The following is a 15,389-nucleotide window of genomic DNA, read 5'->3' as shown; positions in this document are numbered from 1 at the left end:
ATGTGTCTAGGTATTCCCGGACAGATCGTGGAGATCACCGACGAGGGCCGCCAGATGGCGATGGCCTCGGTGTCGGGCGTGCGGCGCGAGGTGTCGCTGGCGCCGGTGGCGGATCGTCCGCTGGCCGCGCTGGTCGGCGAGTGGGTGCTGATCCACGTCGGCTTCGCCATGGCGGTGATCGACGAACACGAGGCGGCGGAGACGCTGGAGGCGCTGCGCGGTCTCGGCGAGGCGCAGGAGGCGCTCGAGGCGATGGCCGAGGGTGCGAAATCTCTGGAGCAACCGGCATGAGATACGTCGAGGAATTCCGCGACCCCAAGGCCGCGAAGGGGGTTCTTGCCGCCATTGCCCGCGTCGCGGACGAGATCGGCTGCACCGCCGAAAATCCGGTGCGGGTCATGGAGATCTGCGGCGGCCACACCCATGCGATCTTCCGCTACGGTCTGGACAAGCTGGTGCATGACGGCATCGAGTTCATCCACGGTCCCGGCTGCCCGGTCTGCGTGCTGCCGATGAGCCGTGTCGATGAATGCGTCGAGATCGCCGAGCGGCCGGGCGTGATCTTCACCACATTCGGCGACGCGATGCGGGTGCCGGGATCGCGCAAGTCGCTGCTTCAGGCCAAGGCCGACGGCGCCGACATCCGCATGGTCTATTCGCCTCTCGACGCGCTCGAACTGGCGCGGCGCAATCCGGCGCGCGAGGTGGTGTTCTTCGGCCTCGGGTTCGAGACCACGACACCCTCGACCGCGCTGACGCTGATGCAGGCGAAGCGCGAGGGGATCGCGAACTTCAGCGTCTTTTGCAACCACATCACCGTGCCGCCGCCCATCAAGGCGCTGCTGGACGACCCGCACATGAAGCTCGACGGCTTCGTCGGGCCGGGGCACGTGAGCATGGTGATCGGCATCCACCCCTACGATTTCATCCCGCAGGAGTATGGCAAGCCGATCGTGGTCGCGGGGTTCGAACCGCTCGACCTGCTGCAATCGGTGCTGATGGTGCTGGAGCAGATCCGTGACGGGCGGGCGCAGGTGGAAAACCAATATGCCCGCGTGGTGCCCGAGCACGGCAACCCGGTGTCCCTGAATGCCATCGCCGAGGTCTACGAGGAACGCCCCAGCTTCGAATGGCGCGGGCTGGGCGAGATCGACGCCAGCGGACTGCGCATCCGCGAGGGCTATCGAGCCTTCGACGCGGAAGAGAAGTTCGGCATCGGCTACGCGGTCGGGCGGCCCTCGGTGCAGGAGCCCGAGGGTTGCGCGTGCGGGGCGGTCATGACGGGGCGCATCAAGCCGACCGCCTGCCCGCAGTTCGGGCGCGGCTGCACGCCCGACACGCCTTTGGGGGCGCTGATGGTCAGCTCCGAAGGCGCCTGCGCGGCCTACTGGACCTATGGCGGGGCACGGGTCTCTGCTCAGGTGGAGCCGGCGGAATGAACATGGCAAGCAAACCCTGCCGCCTGCGCGGAGACCGCGTGACGCTGGCGCATGGTGGCGGTGGGCGCGCCATGCGCGACCTGATCGAAGAGGTCTTCACCGCCGTCTTCAAGCCCGACAGCGGCGAGGACCAGGCGCGGCTGATGACCTCGGCGCTGCAGGTGCCGGGGGCGCGGCTGGCCTTCACCACCGACAGCTACGTCGTGACGCCGGTGGAGTTCCCCGGCGGCGACATCGGCAAGATCGCGGTCTGCGGCACGGTCAACGACCTTGCCGTGGGTGGCGCGGTGCCGCTCTGGCTCTCGGCGTCCTTCATCATCGAGGAAGGCTGCGAGATCGCCCTTCTGCGCCGTCTCGTGGCCAGCATGGCGCGCGAGGCCGAGGCGGCGGGCGTTCGGATCGTCACCGGCGACACCAAGGTGGTCGAGAAAGGGTCTTGCGACACGGTCTTCATCACCACGTCGGGCGTGGGGGTGATCCCGCCGGGCTGCGACCTGCACGCCGAGAACATCCGTCCCGGCGATGTCGCCATCGTCAACGGCGTGCTCGGCGATCACGGCGCGACGATCCTCGCGGCGCGGGGCGATCTGGCGCTGTCGGCGCCGCTCGAGTCCGACTGCCGGGCGCTGGGGCACCTGATGCAGGCGGTGGCCGGAGCCTGCCCGTCGCTGCGCGCGGCACGGGATGCGACGCGCGGCGGGCTGGCGTCCGCGCTCAACGAGATGGCCGAGGCGGCGGGCGTGTCGGTGGAACTCGACGAGGCCGCGCTGCCGCTGCGCCCGGAGGTCAAGGGGATGTGCGAGATCCTCGGGCTCGATCCGCTCTACCTCGCCAACGAGGGGGCGCTGGTGCTCTTCGTGCCGGAGGAGGAGGCAGAGGCGGCACTTGCCGCGATGCGCTCGGACACCGCCGGGCAGGGGGCGGCGGTCGTGGGGCGTGCCGTGGACAAGGGCGCGGTGCCGGTCACCATGCGTTCGGCCTTCGGCGGCACGCGGATCGTCGACATGCTGGTGGGCGAGCAGCTGCCGAGGATCTGCTGAGGCTGCGATAGCCGCGCATCGCCGGCCCGTGGGGTGGCGCTCCTGCTTGTGGAGCCTCTTGATTTATCCCGGCCAGACCCGGAAGACCTCGTCACGTCGCGCCGATGTCAGCCAATCGCCAGCCCGGGGGACGGGCCGGCGATGCGCGGCGGCTTCGCCTTGATTCCGCGCGGGTCCGTGCGTTCGCTCAGCGTGCCACCACCACCTTGCGCCCGCGATGTTCCAGCAACTCGAAGGGCGTGTCGAAGACATCGCGCAGCGTGTCCTCGGTCAGCAGGGCGGCGCTCGCGTCCTGCGCGGCGATGCGGCCGTCCTTCATCGCGACGATATGGTCGGCCCAGCCGGCGGCAGCGTTGATGTCGTGCAGCACGATGACGATGCTGCGGGTCTCGTCCCGCGACAGGGCGTGCAGCCGGGCCATCAGGTCACGCGCATGGCGCGGATCGAGCGCGTTGAGCGGCTCGTCCAGCAGCATCCACGGGGTGTCCTGCGCATAGGTCATGGCGATGAAGGCGCGCTGCCTCTGGCCGCCCGACAGCGTGTCGATGGTCCTTTCGGCAAGCTCGGTGAGCGCAAAGGCGGTCAGTGCGCGGTCGACCATCTCGGAGTCCTCGCGGCCCGGGCGCCCCTGGTGATGGGGCCAGCGCCCGAAGCCCACCAGTTCGCGCACCCGCAGGCGGCTGACCAGCGCCGGGGACTGCTGCAGCAGGGCGACCGTCCGGGCGCGCTGCCGGTCCGGCACGGCGAAGGGGTCGATGCCGTCGATCCGCACGCTGCCGGCCGAGGGATGCTCGAGCCCCGAGATGCAGTGCAGCAGCGTCGATTTGCCGGCGCCGTTCGGCCCGATCAGCGCGGTGATGCCGCCGCGCGCGAGCCGGGTCGAGACATCCCGAAGGATCTGCGTGCCGCCGGCGTGGTAGCTGAGGGACTCGATCTCGATCATCTGCGTTTCCGTTTCAGCACGAGGAGAAGGAAGAGCAACCCGCCGAAGAATTCGACGATCACCGCCAGCGCCGACTGGCTGCCGAGCAGGCGCTCGAAGACGAATTGCCCTGCGACGAGGATCAGCGCCCCGAGAAGCGCCGCGGCGGGCAGCAGGATGGCGTGACGGTGGCTGACGGTCAGCTGCCGTGCGAGGCTCGCGGTCAGCAGCCCGAGGAAGGTGATCGGCCCCACCAGCGCGGTCGAGACCGAAACCATCGCCGCCATCAGCAGCAGCGCGCCCATCACCACGCGGTCGTGGTCGAGCCCGAGGCCACGCGCGGTGTCGCGACCGAGTCCCGCCACGTCGAGCGCCGGTGCCATGCGCAGCGCAGCGGCCAGTGCCGCGAGCAGCACAACGGCCGCCATGGCAAGCTGTGACGGCTCCACCCGTCCGAAGCTTGCGAACATCGCCTGCTGGACCACGGCGAAATCGGAGGGGTCCATGAGCCGCTGCACCATCTCCGAGAGCCCGCGCAGCAGCACGCCGAGGATGATGCCCGTGAGGATCATCCGGGTCACGTCGCGCGCATCGCGCCGCAGCAGCAGCCCGAAGAGCGCCGCAGAGGCCACGGCGAGCGCCGCCACCTCGAGCAGGAAGCGGATCGTGCCGGGAATGCCGGCCAGCCCGACCCCGCCGAGGAAGAGCACGAGCAGCGTTTGCATCAGCACGAAGAGCGCGTCGAACCCCACGAGCCCCGGCGTCAGGAGCCGGTTGCCCGAGACGGTCTGGAACAGGATCGTTGCGGCTCCGCTGGCGGCGCCGACGCAGACCAGCGCGCCGAGCTTCGCGGCGCGCAGCCCGAGGATGAAGCCGAAGGGCGCCCGCAGCTGCCACGCGAGGAAAGCGCCGCAGAGCGCCAGCAGGGCGAGCCCGAGCCAGAGGACGCGCCGCTCAGCCATGTCGCCGCCCCGGGGCCGCGTGCAGCAGCCAGAGGAAGACGCCCGCGCCGAAGACGGCGACGACCGTGGCGGCTGGGATCTCGAAGGGATAGCGCAGCAGGCGGCCGATGACATCGGCGCCGAGCAGCAGGATGCCGCCGCCGACCGCGATCAGCGGCAGGTTGGCCCGCAGGTTGTCGCCGCGCCAGCGCGCCACGAGGTTCGGTGCGACCAGCCCGACGAAGGGAAAGGCGCCGACGGTCACCAGCACCAGCGCGGTGATGACCGAGACTACCACGAGCCCCAGTGCCCGGGTCTGGCGGTAGTCGAGCCCGAGGCTCTTCGCCTGTGTTTCGCCCAGCCCGAGGATGGTGATGCGGTCGGCGACCACGTAGAGCAGCACCGCCAGCGCGGCGATGGCCCAGAGCCACTCGTAGCGGCCCTGCATGACGCCCGAGAACTCGCCCAGCCGCCACGCGCCGAGGAACTGCATGAGATCGGCGGTCCAGGCGATGTAGACGCCGACCGCGCCGAGGATGCCGCCGTAGACCATGCCGACGATCGGCAGCAGCATCGGGTCTTCGCGCGGCAGCCGCGTGGCAAGCGCGAGGTAGCCGGCCATCCCCGCGAGCGCGGCGGCGGCGGCGATCAGCATCTTGCCCGCCACGGCAAGGCCCGGGGCGATCAGCGTGACCCCCAGGAGCCCCAGCATCGAGGCCTCCGGCGCGCCGGTGAGCGAGGGTTCGACCAGCCGGTTCTGCACCACCTGCTGAACAACCACCCCCGCCAGCGCCAGCCCGGCACCGGCCAGCAGCGCGGCGGCGGTGCGGGGCAGGCGGCTGACCATCAGCAGCCAGCCGGCGTCGTCTCCGAAGCTCGCCGCGCCGATCAGCAGGCTGGCCACGACGAGCGCGGCCAGCACGGAAAGGGTGATGATCCAGGCGCGGCGCACGTCGGGCTCAGCTGTCGCTGGCCGCATCGCCGAAGGCGGCGGTCATCTCGTCGAGCGTGTGGATCATGGAGCGCGCGCCACCGCCCGAGATATACATCGGTGCGGCGTCGAGATAGACGATCCGGTCATTCCGGGCAGCGCTGGTGCGCGCCACGATGGGGTTGTCGAGCGTCGCCTGCGCGGCCTCGCTGTCGGCATGGATCGCCGCGCCGCGGTCGATCACGATCAGCCAGTCCGGGTCGGTCTCGGCGAGGAACTCGAAGGAGATCGCCTGCCCGTGCTTCTCGGCGGTAAGGCCCGGGTGTGCCTCGGGCAGGCCGAGCGCGTCGTGCAGCCAGCCGAAGCGGCTGCCGCTGCCGTAGGCCGAGATCTTGCCGCCGTTGGTCAGGATGATGAGCGCGTCGCCCTTGCCCTCGACCGCCGTGCGGGCCGTCTCGATTTTGGCGTCGATGGTTTCGGTCAGCTCGGCGGCGGCGTCTTCCTTGTCGAAGATCCTGCCGAAGACGGCGATGTTGGCCCGTGCGGCCTCGACGGTGTCACCTGCCGGGATGGTCATGTCGATGGTCGGCGCGATGGAGGCCAGCGGTTCGGCCTGTGCCGAAGAACGTCCGCCGACGACGATCAGGTCGGGCTGCATCACCGCCAGCGCCTCGAAATCGGGCTCGAACAGCGTGCCGACGGTCTCTGCGCTTTCCATGAGCTCGTCTGCGCCCTCAAGGTAGAGCGGCGCGGGCAGGCCGGCGATGGGCTGACCCAGGGCCGAGATCGTGTCGACTGCGGCCGGATCGAAGACGACCACGCTTTGCGGCGCGGCGGGAACCTCTGAGGACCCCGCGGCGGTATCGACGGTGACGGTCTGGGCAGTGGCGGCGACGGCGGTGGCGCAGGCAAAAAGCCCTGCAAGAAGCAGTGGACGCATGAACGGGCTCCCGGTCGGAATGTGGGTGCGTGGCATGGCGAGGGCCGGCTTCGCAGGTGTATTCGCCTGATACCGGATTGTTCTTCGAGGCTGCAATGCTTAGTCTGACATAAATTATCAACTTTTGGAGCGCCGCCATGTCGATGCGCGAAATCGGAACCTTCACCACCCCCAACGCCTCGAAATACCTTCAGCAACTCTGCAAGCATTTCGCCCACAAGGTCGACGTCGAATACGACGAGACGCGCGGCAAGGCGCAGCTTCCTCCCGGTCCGGCCGTGCTGACCGCCGAAGCGGATGCGTTGCGGGTCGAGATCAGCGCCGAGAGCGACGAGGGCATGAAGACCGCCCGTCACATCATCGACGACCACCTCGCGCGCTTCGCCTTCCGCGAGGATTTCGCGGGCATGGAGTGGGTGAGCGCCTGACGCCTTTCTGCCTCGGGGCGCGGCCAAGTGGCCCGAGTGACGCCGGAGCGCCCGGTCTCGCCGTCGTCTCCAGCGGGGCGGCGGCTTTTTTCGACATGTCCTGTGGCCGGGGTCGTGACGTTGCCCCCTCGGACCCGCGCCCCTTGCGCGCAGCGCGGGAGGCGCGGCCTGCGGGCGCCTAAGCGCCTAAGCGCCTACGCCTGCGCGGCTCCTCCATGTGGACACAGGTGGGCTGATCGAGTCCCGCCGGCGTCGCCGTTTGCCTTCATCGCACTGGATTATGCCCCACGCGCCCTGGCCATGAGGGGCGCGGTTTCGTGTCGAACAGGCAACTGCATCGTTTTCCGGCACCGGCTGATCGTCCCGCGGCGGCGAGGGCGGGCCGCCGTCGTGGCGCTTGACAGATGCAGTATGTCCGGGTGACGATCAAATAACGGACTATGTAACCGATAATCGGATAATCATTTTGCCTGACATCAGCCTCTCAGCGGGAAAGGCCATCGTCGTCTTCCGGGCGATCTGCGCGATTGGGCGCCCGTGTTCGGTGGCTGAAATCGCCGCCGAGGTGGGCTATCCGCGAACCGTCACGGTCCGCATGATCGCGACGCTCGAGCACTACGAGTTCATCGAGCGTGGCGGCCAGACAGGGCTCTACTCGGTGAACCCGGCCCTGCTGCACCATGTCCAGAAGGCATTGGCGCAGAACCCGGTCCTGAGCCGTGTCGAGCTGATCATGCGGGATATCGTGAACCAGACGCAGGATACCGCGCTCTACATGATCCGCAGCGCCGGCACCGCGCTGGTGATGCAGCGGGTCGAAGGGTCCGCCCCGGTGCGGATCTTCGCCTCGGAAGTGGGGATGGAGCTGCCGCTTCACTGCGGCGGGGCGCCGCTTGCCCTGCTGGCATATGCGCCGGAAGAAGACGTGGACGCCTATCTTTCGCAGCCGTTGCTCAAGCGGACGGAGCGGACCATGACCGATCCCGACGCGATCCGCGCCCGGCTGGCCTCGGTGCGTGAGGCGGGGTTCTCGGTCGGCGACGAAGACCTGTTCGACTACGTGGTCGCGGTCGGGGCGCCGATCTTCGACAACGATGGCAAGCTCGCCGGCGCGGTGAGCGTCGGCAACATCATCCAGCGATACACCCCGGAGCGGGTGCAGGAGGTCGGTCGCATTCTCACGGAAACGATCGCGAAATACTGACGGAGGCGGCCTGATGGCAGAGAATTTCACTCGGGCCATGGTGGTGGCCCCCCAGCCCGAAGCGACGGAATGCGGTATCGAGGTGCTGCGCGCGGGCGGAAACGCGGTCGATGCCGCCATCGCGGCGGCCTTCGTGCAGGGCGTCGTGGACCCCCTGATGTGCGGCATCGCGGGCTTCGGCAGCATGGCGGTCTGGCGGGCCACGGACGGGGCGCATGAATACGTCGATTTCCATGCGCCGGCGCCGGCTGCGTCGACCCCCGACATGTGGGAGGACCTGATCGAAGGCGAGGCCCGCGACGGCTTCGGCTTCACGCTCAGGGGTCACGTCAACGATCTCGGCTATCGCTCGATCTGCGTGCCGGCCTCGCTCAGGGCCTATGCCGCCGCGCACGAGCGCCACGGGCGGCTGCCCTGGGCGGACCTGCTGACCCACGCGATCCGCTGGGCGCGAGATGGCTGGGTCGTGCGTCCGCATGTGCATGGCTGGTGGTCGCAGCCCTCGGAGATGGGGCGTGTCGCGAACTACGAGCGCATCGCCTATTCCGACGCGGGCCGCGCGCTCTACTGCCGCGACGATGGCAGCCCCAAGCAGGTGGGGGACTGGGTGGTGAACCCTGACCTTGCCGAGACCCTGCGAACCATCGCAAGCGAGGGGGCCGACAGTTTCTACACCGGAAGCATCGCAAGCGTGATCGCCGCCGACATGAAGGCGAACGACGCACTGCTCTCGGCCGAGGATCTTGCCGCCTACCGGGCGAAGATCCGCAAGCCAGTCGAGACCGACTATCGCGGCTACCGCGTCACCACCAACCAGCCGCCGGGTGGCGGGGTGATGCTGGCGGAGATGCTGAACATCCTCGAGAACTTCGACCTCGCGGCGATGGGCCACAACAGCGCCGAGTACCTGCGCGTGGTCTGCGAGGCGATGAAACAGGCGACCATCGACAAGGATGCCCATGTCGGCGATCCGGATTTCGTGGCTGTCCCGGTCGAGATGCTGCTGTCCAAGAGCTACGCTGCCGAGGTCGCCGGGCGCATCCGGCGCGGCGAGAAGGCGGACGTGCCGCGGTTCTCGGCGGACGGGCCGAGCAAGGACACCACGCAGATCTGCGTCACCGACCGGGAGGGCAACTGCGTGTCGATGACCCATTCGCTGGGGATGCCCTCGGGCGTCGTCACGCCGGGGCTCGGGTTCATGTACAACGGCTGCATGGGGGTCTTCGATCCGCGCCCCGGTCATGCGGGCTCGATCGCGCCGGGCAAGGCGCGGTTCAGCTCCGTCTGCCCCTCGATCATCTTCAGGGACGGCGCGCCGGTGCTGGTGATCGGCGCGCCGGGCGCCACGCAGATCGCCATGGGCGTGCTTCAGGCGACGCTCAACGTGTTGGATTTCGGTGCGTCCATGTCCGACGCGGTGAGCTGGCCGCGGTTCTCGGCGACCTCCAACCTGATCGACGTCACGAACCGGATCCCGTGGTCGGTGACGCGCGCGCTGGAAGAGCAGGGCTACGGTGTCGTGCGCAGCCCGCAGAGCTACGGCATCGCCTGGGTTCACGGGATCCGGCTGACCGAAACCGGCCCCGAAGGCGGTGCGGATCCGGCGACCGACGGCATGGCGCTGTCATGCTAGGCGCGGAGACGTACCAGCGCCGGTGCGACGGGGGGCTGCCGGGCGGCATGGGTGCGACACGATCCGCCGCCGGTCGGAGTGGGCGCCGTGCGCGCGCCGCGATGCTCCAGGCCGCGTCAGGATTTTCCCGACTGGGTGTTGATCCAGAGGATCTCGGCGGGCTGCGTTCCCACGCATTCGAAGCGGTGCGGGCGGGTGGAGTCGAAGCCGAAGCTGTCACCTTCGGTGAGCAGGTAGATCCCGCCCTCGACCTCGAGCCGCAGGGCGCCGCTGAGCACGTAGCCCGCGTCGAGCCCCTCGTGGCCATAGGCCTCGGGACCGGAGCTGCTGTCGGGGGTCATGCGCACCATCATCAGCTGAAGCCCGTCGAGCCCCTTGGGCGTGAGCAGGTGCTTGCGGATACCCTGTGCGTTGACGTCCATCTCGTGGCCGGTGTCGCGGCGGATGACGATGCCGTCGACCTCCTCCGCGACCGGGTCCGCGAAGAAGTAGGACAGGGGCACGTTGAAGCTCGTGGCAAGCTTGTTCAGCGTCCGCACCGAGGGCGAGGACAGGTCGCGCTCGATCTGGCTGAGCGCGCCGACCGAGAGATCCGCCTTGCCCGAAAGCTCCATCAGCGACAGCCCGTGACTCTTGCGCATCGCCCGCAGTCGCTGGCCGAGCGTCGCGCAATTGCTTTCCTGATCTTTCATGCCGTCATCCTCGTGCGCCGGCCGAGAGCCGAGCGTCTTGTCTCAGAACATCAAAACTTGCGCAAGTTTAGCCAAAAAATGAAATTTTCCACGAAAATATGAAAAATCGCTTGCTTAAAAATCAGTAAAGTGAATTTTTTATATAAAGTTTTCATCTTTGGGAGAAGCAGATGCGAGTCGGTGTGGAAGTCGGGGGAACCTTTACGGACCTCGTGGCGGTCGATGGCGGAGAGATCCAGCTCCGCAAGGTGCCGTCCACGTCGTCGAACCCCGATGTGGGCGTGCTGAACGCGCTGGACCAGGCCGAGGTGGCGCTCTCCGGGGTGACCGACCTCGTGCATGGGTCGACGGTCGCGACCAACGCGCTGCTCGAGCGGAAGGGCGCGAGGGTCGCCTTCGTGGTCACAAGCGGCTTCCGTGACATCCTCTTCCTGCAGCGCCACGACCGTCGCAACATCTACGACCTGCGCTACAAGCGTCCGCGTCCGGTGGTGGACCGCGCCGATTGCTTCGAGGTGGCCGAGCGGGTGGACGCCTCGGGTGCCATCGTGTCGAAGCTCGACGTGAGCGCAGAGGTTGCCCGGCTGGTGCCGATGCTGCGCGCGGGAGGCTACAAGTCGGTCGCCGTCTGCCTGCTCTCGTCCTATGCCAATCCCGCACATGAAGAGGCGCTGCGCTCGGCCCTGAACGCGGCGCTGCCGGAAATGCTGGTAACCGCCTCGGCGGATGTCACCCGCGAGTTCCGCGAGTTCGAGCGTGCCTCGACCGCGACGCTGGCCGCCTACGTCCAGCCGGTGATCGACAGCTACCTGTCGCGGCTCGAGACCGAGCTCGGCGCCCGCGGGTTCGACGCGCGCTTCTCGATCATGCAGTCGAACGGCGGCCGCATCCCCGCGACGGCCATGCGCCGCAACGCCATCTCGGCGCTGTTCTCGGGCCCCGCGGCCGGTGTCGTCGGTGCCGTCCGGCAGGCCGAGAGGGCCGGGACGGACAATGTCATCACCTTCGACATGGGCGGGACCTCGACCGATGTCTGCCTCGTGACCGACGGCCGGCCCGGCATCTCGCCGGATACCGAGCTGGACGGTCTGCCGGTGCGCACGCCGGTCATCGACATCGCGACGGTGGGTGCGGGCGGCGGCTCGCTGGTCTGGATGGACGACGGCGGCATGCTGCGGGTGGGCCCCCGCAGCGCGGGCGCCGAGCCGGGGCCGGCCTGCTACGGGAAGGGCGGCACGAAGCCCACGATCACCGACGCCCACGTCATCCGCGGCACGATACGCCCCGAGGCGTTCCTCGGCGGCACCATGAAGATCGACCGCGCCGCCGCCGAGCGCGCCTTTGAACCGGTCGCGCAGGCGCTGGGCCTGAGCGTGGCCGAGGCCGCGACCGCCGCGCTGCGTCTTTCGGTGGCCAACATCGTGCGTGCCATCCAGCTGGTCTCGACCGAGAAGGGCAACGACCCGCGCGACTACGCGCTGGTGCCCTACGGCGGGGCCGGGCCGCTGCTGGCCGCCGAGATCGCGGAAGAGATGCAGCTCGATCGTGTCGTGGTGCCGCCGAACCCCGGTGTGCTGTCTGCCTATGGTCTGATCGCCTCGGACTTCTCCAAGATCACCGCGGTCACCCGCCGCTTCGTGGTGGATGCCGACGCGCCCGGGCAGGTGCGGGCCGCCCATGCCGAGATGGAGGCCGCCGCCCGCGCCGATTTCGAGAGCTACGGGCTGAAGGACGGGCTGAGCTTCGAGTTCGTGGCCGACATGCGGTTCGTCGGGCAGGCCTTCGAGGTGCCGGTCGAGCTGACGCCGGAAACCCTGTGCCACCTCGATGCGACGAAGCTCGAGGACCTGTTCCAGGCCGCGCACCATCGGATCTTCCTGCACGGAGGCTCCAAGGGCCAGAAGATCGAGGTCGTGGGATTCCGCATGACGGTGACGCGCGCCATCGAGGAGCTGCCCGCCTTCCGCGAGCGCGCCAGCGACGCCGAGGCACCGAAGACCAGCCCCGTGGTCCTCCCCGACGGCACACCCGGCACCGCCGCCGTTCACGCCGCGTCGAGCCTGAAGGTCGGCGAGCCGGTCACCGGACCCGCGCTGATCGAGGGCTATTCCTCGACCACCTACGTGCCCCCGGCATGGGCGGTCTCCCGTGACGCCGAAGACAACCTGATCATGACGAGGGCCGTGCAATGACCGTTTCCGCCATCGACTACGCCGTTCTGAGCCAAGCCATTCTCGCCGCCGCGCGCGAGATGGGGGCCAAGCTCATCCGGTCGGCCTATTCCACCATCCTGCGCGAGGCGCGCGACGGCTCGGCGGCGATCCTCGACCGTGACGGCAACACCGTCGCACAGGCCGAACTGATCCCCATGCAGCTCGGCACCATCGGCGCGGTCTTCCAGGCCTGTGCGCGGGAATACGATCTCGACGAGGTCGGCCCCGACGATTTCTTCGTCATCAACGACAGCTATTCCGGCGGCCAGCACCTGCAGGACGTGTTCTTCTTTCACCCGATCTTCGCCGGTGACCGCCGCGTCGGGTTCGCGGCCTCGGTGGCGCACCATCTCGACATCGGCGGCGGCTCGCCCGGTCTGTCGGTCCACGCCCGCGACGTGCACTCCGAGGGCATCATCATCCCGCCCACCAAGTTCTCGATGTCGCGCGACTGGAACGGCGGGATGCTGGAACGCATCCTGCGCGCCAACGTCCGCGCGCCGCTGCAGACCATGGGCGACTTCAACGCGCAGATCGCCGCGAACCGCATCGGCGCGCAGCGCATCGGCGAGATGTGCGAGCGCTATGGTGCCGAGACCGTCGAAGAGGTCATGGCCGAGTTCCAGAGCTACACCGAGCGCCGGGTCCGTGCCGCCATCGCCGAGGCGCCCGACGGCGTCTACCTCGGCGAGGCGGTGATCGACGACGACGGCGTCGGCACGACCCCGGTCAGGATCAAGTCGAAGGTGACCATCGAGGGCGACCGGCTGACAGTCGACTACACCGGCACCGACCCGCAGGTCTCGACCAACCTCAACGCACCGCTGGCGGCGGCGATCTCGGCCACGATGTCCTGCGTGAAATCGGCGCTGACCTCGCCCGACATCCCGTTCAACGCGGGGCTCACCCGCTCCATCGACGTGATCGTGCCGGAGGGCAGCATCCTCAACCCGCGTTACCCGGCGCCGGTCCGGGCGCGGATGGAGAGCTGCTACCGCGCCTTCAACGCCACCATGAACGCGCTGTCGCAGGCGGTGCCCGAGAAGGTGATCGCCAACGGTTTCGACTGCACCACCGTGGCCTGCCTGAGCTGGCTCAACGACGGCGCCTACTCGGTCTATCTCGAGATCTTCGGGGGCGGCTACGGGGCCTCGGTCGCCGAGGACGGCTGCGACGCCATCGACGGCCCGATGTCGAACTGCGCCAACACCCCGGTCGAGGCCATCGACCAGGACTACGAGTTCTTCCGGGTCGAGGAATACGCGCTCACCCCCGACAGCTTCGGCCACGGCACCATGCGCGGCGGCACCGGCTTCGTGAAGACCTTCCGCATCCTGCGCGACGGGGCGACGGTGGCGCTTTACGCCGACCGCTTCACCACCGCGCCGCAGCCGCTCTTCGGCGGCGAGGCGGGCACAATGGGGGCCTGCGAGATCCACCGCGGCGACGAGGTGATCCGGCTGACCTCGAAGGACATGGCCGATCTCAAGGCGGGCGACCTCGTGGTCTTCCGGCTGGGCGGCGGCGCGGGCTACGGCCCGGCGGCGGACCGTCCCGCGGAACTGGTCGCGGACGACCTGCGCAACGGGCTCATCAGCGAGGAAACGGCCCGCACCACCTATCCCGCGCAGATGGAGGCGCTTGCGTGACACGCTCGGCGGATCTCTGGGACAAGTCGCTGTGGTACGCGACGGCGGAAGAGCCCGATCCGGGCTCCGACGCGCCGGCTGACGCAAGGGTGCTGGTGGTGGGCGGGGGCTTTACCGGCCTTTCGACAGCGCTGCACCTTGCCGAGCGTGGTGTCAGGGTGACGCTGATCGAGGCGGAGAAGATCGGCTACGGCGCATCGGGGCGCAACGGCGGGCAGGTGATCCCGGGTCTGAAGGTCGATCCCGCCGAGATGCGTGCCCGCTGGGGCTCCGAGGCGGGCGGGCGGCTCGTGGATTTCGCCGGAGGCGTGGCGGACCGGGTGTTCGATCTGGTCGGACGCTATGGCATTGCCTGCGGGGCCTCGCGCAATGGCTGGATCCAGGGCGCGCATTCTATGCTGGCACTGAAGGCGGTGCATGCCCGGGCCCGCGAGTGGGAGGCCGAGGGCGCCCCGGTCGAGGTCTACGACGCGCAGGCCATGGCCTCTGCCACCGGCGCGGTCGGCTACACCGGAGGCTGGCGCGACATGCGGGCCGGGATGCTCAACCCGCTTGCCTACGCGCGGGGGCTGGCCCGGGCCGCCAGATCGCTCGGCGTTTCGGTCGTCACCGGCAAGCGCGTGACCGCCGTCACCCGCGATGGGGCCGGCTGGAAACTGGATCTCGGCGGAGAGACGCTCCGGGGCGAGACCGTCGTGCTCGCGACCAATGCCTATGACGCGACACTGATGCCGAAGCTGGCGCGGTCGATCCTGCCGGTGCAGTCCACCGTCATCGCCACCGTGCCGCTGAGCGGTAACGTGGCACGCTCGATCCTGCCGCAGGGGGCCTGCGCTTCGGAGGTCCGCAAGCTTGCCTTCTACTACCGGATGACCCCGGACGGCCGCTTCGCCATCGGCGGGCGCGGCGCCACCGGCCCGGAGCACAGCATGGGGCTTCAGGCGGCACTGGAAGGCGGGATGCGGCGGACCTTCCCGCAACTCGGCGACGTGCAGATCGAGAAGGCATGGTCGGGTCACCTCGCGCTGACCATGGACCACCTGCCGCACCTGCACGAGCCCGAGCCGGGCCTGTGGGCGGTCGCGGCCTACAACGGGCGCGGTGTGGCCATGGCCACCGGCATGGGTGCCGCGCTGGCCGCGCGCATCGCCGAGGGCACGCCTCTGCCACTGCCCGAGACCGGGATCCGCCCCATCGCGTGGCATGCCCTGCGCCGGCCCGTGATGGACGTGGGCGTCCGCTACTACTGGATGAAGGACAAACTGGGTTTCGCCTCCTGACCGGAAGCGGGCCTTGGCTTTTCCCCGATGTCGGGGGCGGGCCACATCAGACGCCGGCAAAGACCGGCAGCAACAGG

General features: G+C 69.0%; 14 protein-coding genes. 9 read left to right on the top strand and 5 right to left on the bottom strand.

Annotated elements, in window-relative coordinates; genetic code table 11:
* The 3 genes from D6860_RS20800 to hypE are packed head-to-tail and all read left to right on the top strand — an operon-like array spanning position 1 to position 2,479.
* Positions 1 to 291 (top strand): HypC/HybG/HupF family hydrogenase formation chaperone, encoded by a 291-nt coding sequence (locus D6860_RS20800; protein WP_076623192.1) that lies wholly within the window; start codon positions 1 to 3, stop codon positions 289 to 291.
* Complete coding sequence (gene hypD / locus D6860_RS20795) at positions 288 to 1,439, top strand: hydrogenase formation protein HypD (protein WP_076623193.1); 1,152 nt, start codon at positions 288 to 290, stop codon at positions 1,437 to 1,439. Before D6860_RS20800 ends, hypD begins: the two co-directional genes overlap by 4 nt.
* The gene (gene hypE / locus D6860_RS20790; RefSeq protein WP_076623194.1) at positions 1,436 to 2,479 is read left to right on the top strand and encodes a hydrogenase expression/formation protein HypE; all 1,044 of its coding nucleotides are present in this window, start codon (positions 1,436 to 1,438) and stop codon (positions 2,477 to 2,479) included. Before hypD ends, hypE begins: the two co-directional genes overlap by 4 nt.
* Before the next feature lie 187 nt (positions 2,480 to 2,666).
* On the opposite strand, the gene D6860_RS20785 is transcribed toward hypE, so the two are convergent.
* From D6860_RS20785 to D6860_RS20770, 4 genes are read right to left on the bottom strand one after another with little or no spacing between them, the layout of a single operon-like run.
* Positions 2,667 to 3,422, bottom strand: coding sequence for an iron ABC transporter ATP-binding protein (locus tag D6860_RS20785; protein WP_076623195.1), 756 nt, complete (start codon positions 3,420 to 3,422; stop codon positions 2,667 to 2,669).
* Positions 3,419 to 4,363 carry an iron chelate uptake ABC transporter family permease subunit gene (locus D6860_RS20780; RefSeq protein ID WP_076623196.1) on the bottom strand — a complete coding sequence of 315 codons (945 nt, stop codon included), beginning with the start codon at positions 4,361 to 4,363 and terminating at the stop codon, positions 3,419 to 3,421. The genes D6860_RS20785 and D6860_RS20780 overlap by 4 nt, the downstream gene beginning before the upstream one ends.
* Positions 4,356 to 5,321: an iron chelate uptake ABC transporter family permease subunit gene (locus D6860_RS20775; protein WP_076623197.1), complete on the bottom strand. Its 966-nt coding sequence runs from the start codon at positions 5,319 to 5,321 to the stop codon at positions 4,356 to 4,358. Before D6860_RS20775 ends, D6860_RS20780 begins: the two co-directional genes overlap by 8 nt.
* Positions 5,302 to 6,213, bottom strand: a complete 912-nt coding sequence (locus D6860_RS20770) for a siderophore ABC transporter substrate-binding protein (protein WP_076623198.1) — start codon at positions 6,211 to 6,213, stop codon at positions 5,302 to 5,304. The genes D6860_RS20775 and D6860_RS20770 overlap by 20 nt, the downstream gene beginning before the upstream one ends.
* 137 nt (positions 6,214 to 6,350) lie before the next feature.
* On the opposite strand from D6860_RS20770, the gene D6860_RS20765 reads away from it, so the two are divergent.
* The 3 genes from D6860_RS20765 (at position 6,351) to ggt (ending at position 9,478) form a co-directional block, all read left to right on the top strand.
* Positions 6,351 to 6,641, top strand: coding sequence for a DUF2218 domain-containing protein (locus tag D6860_RS20765; protein ID WP_017467493.1), 291 nt, complete (start codon positions 6,351 to 6,353; stop codon positions 6,639 to 6,641).
* A 466-nt stretch (positions 6,642 to 7,107) separates the two neighbouring features.
* On the top strand, positions 7,108 to 7,845 hold the full coding sequence (locus tag D6860_RS20760) for an IclR family transcriptional regulator (protein ID WP_076623199.1): 738 nt from the start codon (positions 7,108 to 7,110) through the stop codon (positions 7,843 to 7,845).
* 13 nt (positions 7,846 to 7,858) lie between these two features.
* Entirely contained in the window at positions 7,859 to 9,478 is a 1,620-nt protein-coding gene (ggt, locus tag D6860_RS20755; protein WP_076623200.1) for a gamma-glutamyltransferase, read from the top strand.
* A gap of 116 nt (positions 9,479 to 9,594) precedes the next feature.
* On the opposite strand, the gene D6860_RS20750 is transcribed toward ggt, so the two are convergent.
* Positions 9,595 to 10,170, bottom strand: coding sequence for a helix-turn-helix domain-containing protein (locus tag D6860_RS20750; RefSeq protein ID WP_076623201.1), 576 nt, complete (start codon positions 10,168 to 10,170; stop codon positions 9,595 to 9,597).
* A gap of 170 nt (positions 10,171 to 10,340) precedes the next feature.
* On the opposite strand from D6860_RS20750, the gene D6860_RS20745 reads away from it, so the two are divergent.
* From D6860_RS20745 to D6860_RS20735, 3 genes are read left to right on the top strand one after another with little or no spacing between them, the layout of a single operon-like run.
* The gene (locus D6860_RS20745; protein ID WP_076623202.1) at positions 10,341 to 12,362 is read left to right on the top strand and encodes a hydantoinase/oxoprolinase family protein; all 2,022 of its coding nucleotides are present in this window, start codon (positions 10,341 to 10,343) and stop codon (positions 12,360 to 12,362) included.
* Positions 12,359 to 14,032: a hydantoinase B/oxoprolinase family protein gene (locus tag D6860_RS20740; RefSeq protein WP_076623203.1), complete on the top strand. Its 1,674-nt coding sequence runs from the start codon at positions 12,359 to 12,361 to the stop codon at positions 14,030 to 14,032. The genes D6860_RS20745 and D6860_RS20740 overlap by 4 nt, the downstream gene beginning before the upstream one ends.
* Positions 14,029 to 15,312 carry an NAD(P)/FAD-dependent oxidoreductase gene (locus D6860_RS20735; protein ID WP_076623204.1) on the top strand — a complete coding sequence of 428 codons (1,284 nt, stop codon included), beginning with the start codon at positions 14,029 to 14,031 and terminating at the stop codon, positions 15,310 to 15,312. The genes D6860_RS20740 and D6860_RS20735 overlap by 4 nt, the downstream gene beginning before the upstream one ends.
* The last annotated feature ends 77 nt before the right edge of the window (positions 15,313 to 15,389 follow it).

The sequence above is a fragment of the Salipiger sp. D13 genome (genome assembly GCF_003703915.1).
GTDB classification, from domain to species: Bacteria; Pseudomonadota; Alphaproteobacteria; order Rhodobacterales; family Rhodobacteraceae; genus Salipiger; species Salipiger profundus.
The sequence above is the reverse complement of the archived record's forward strand: the minus strand, read 5'-3'. Positions and strand labels throughout refer to the sequence as shown.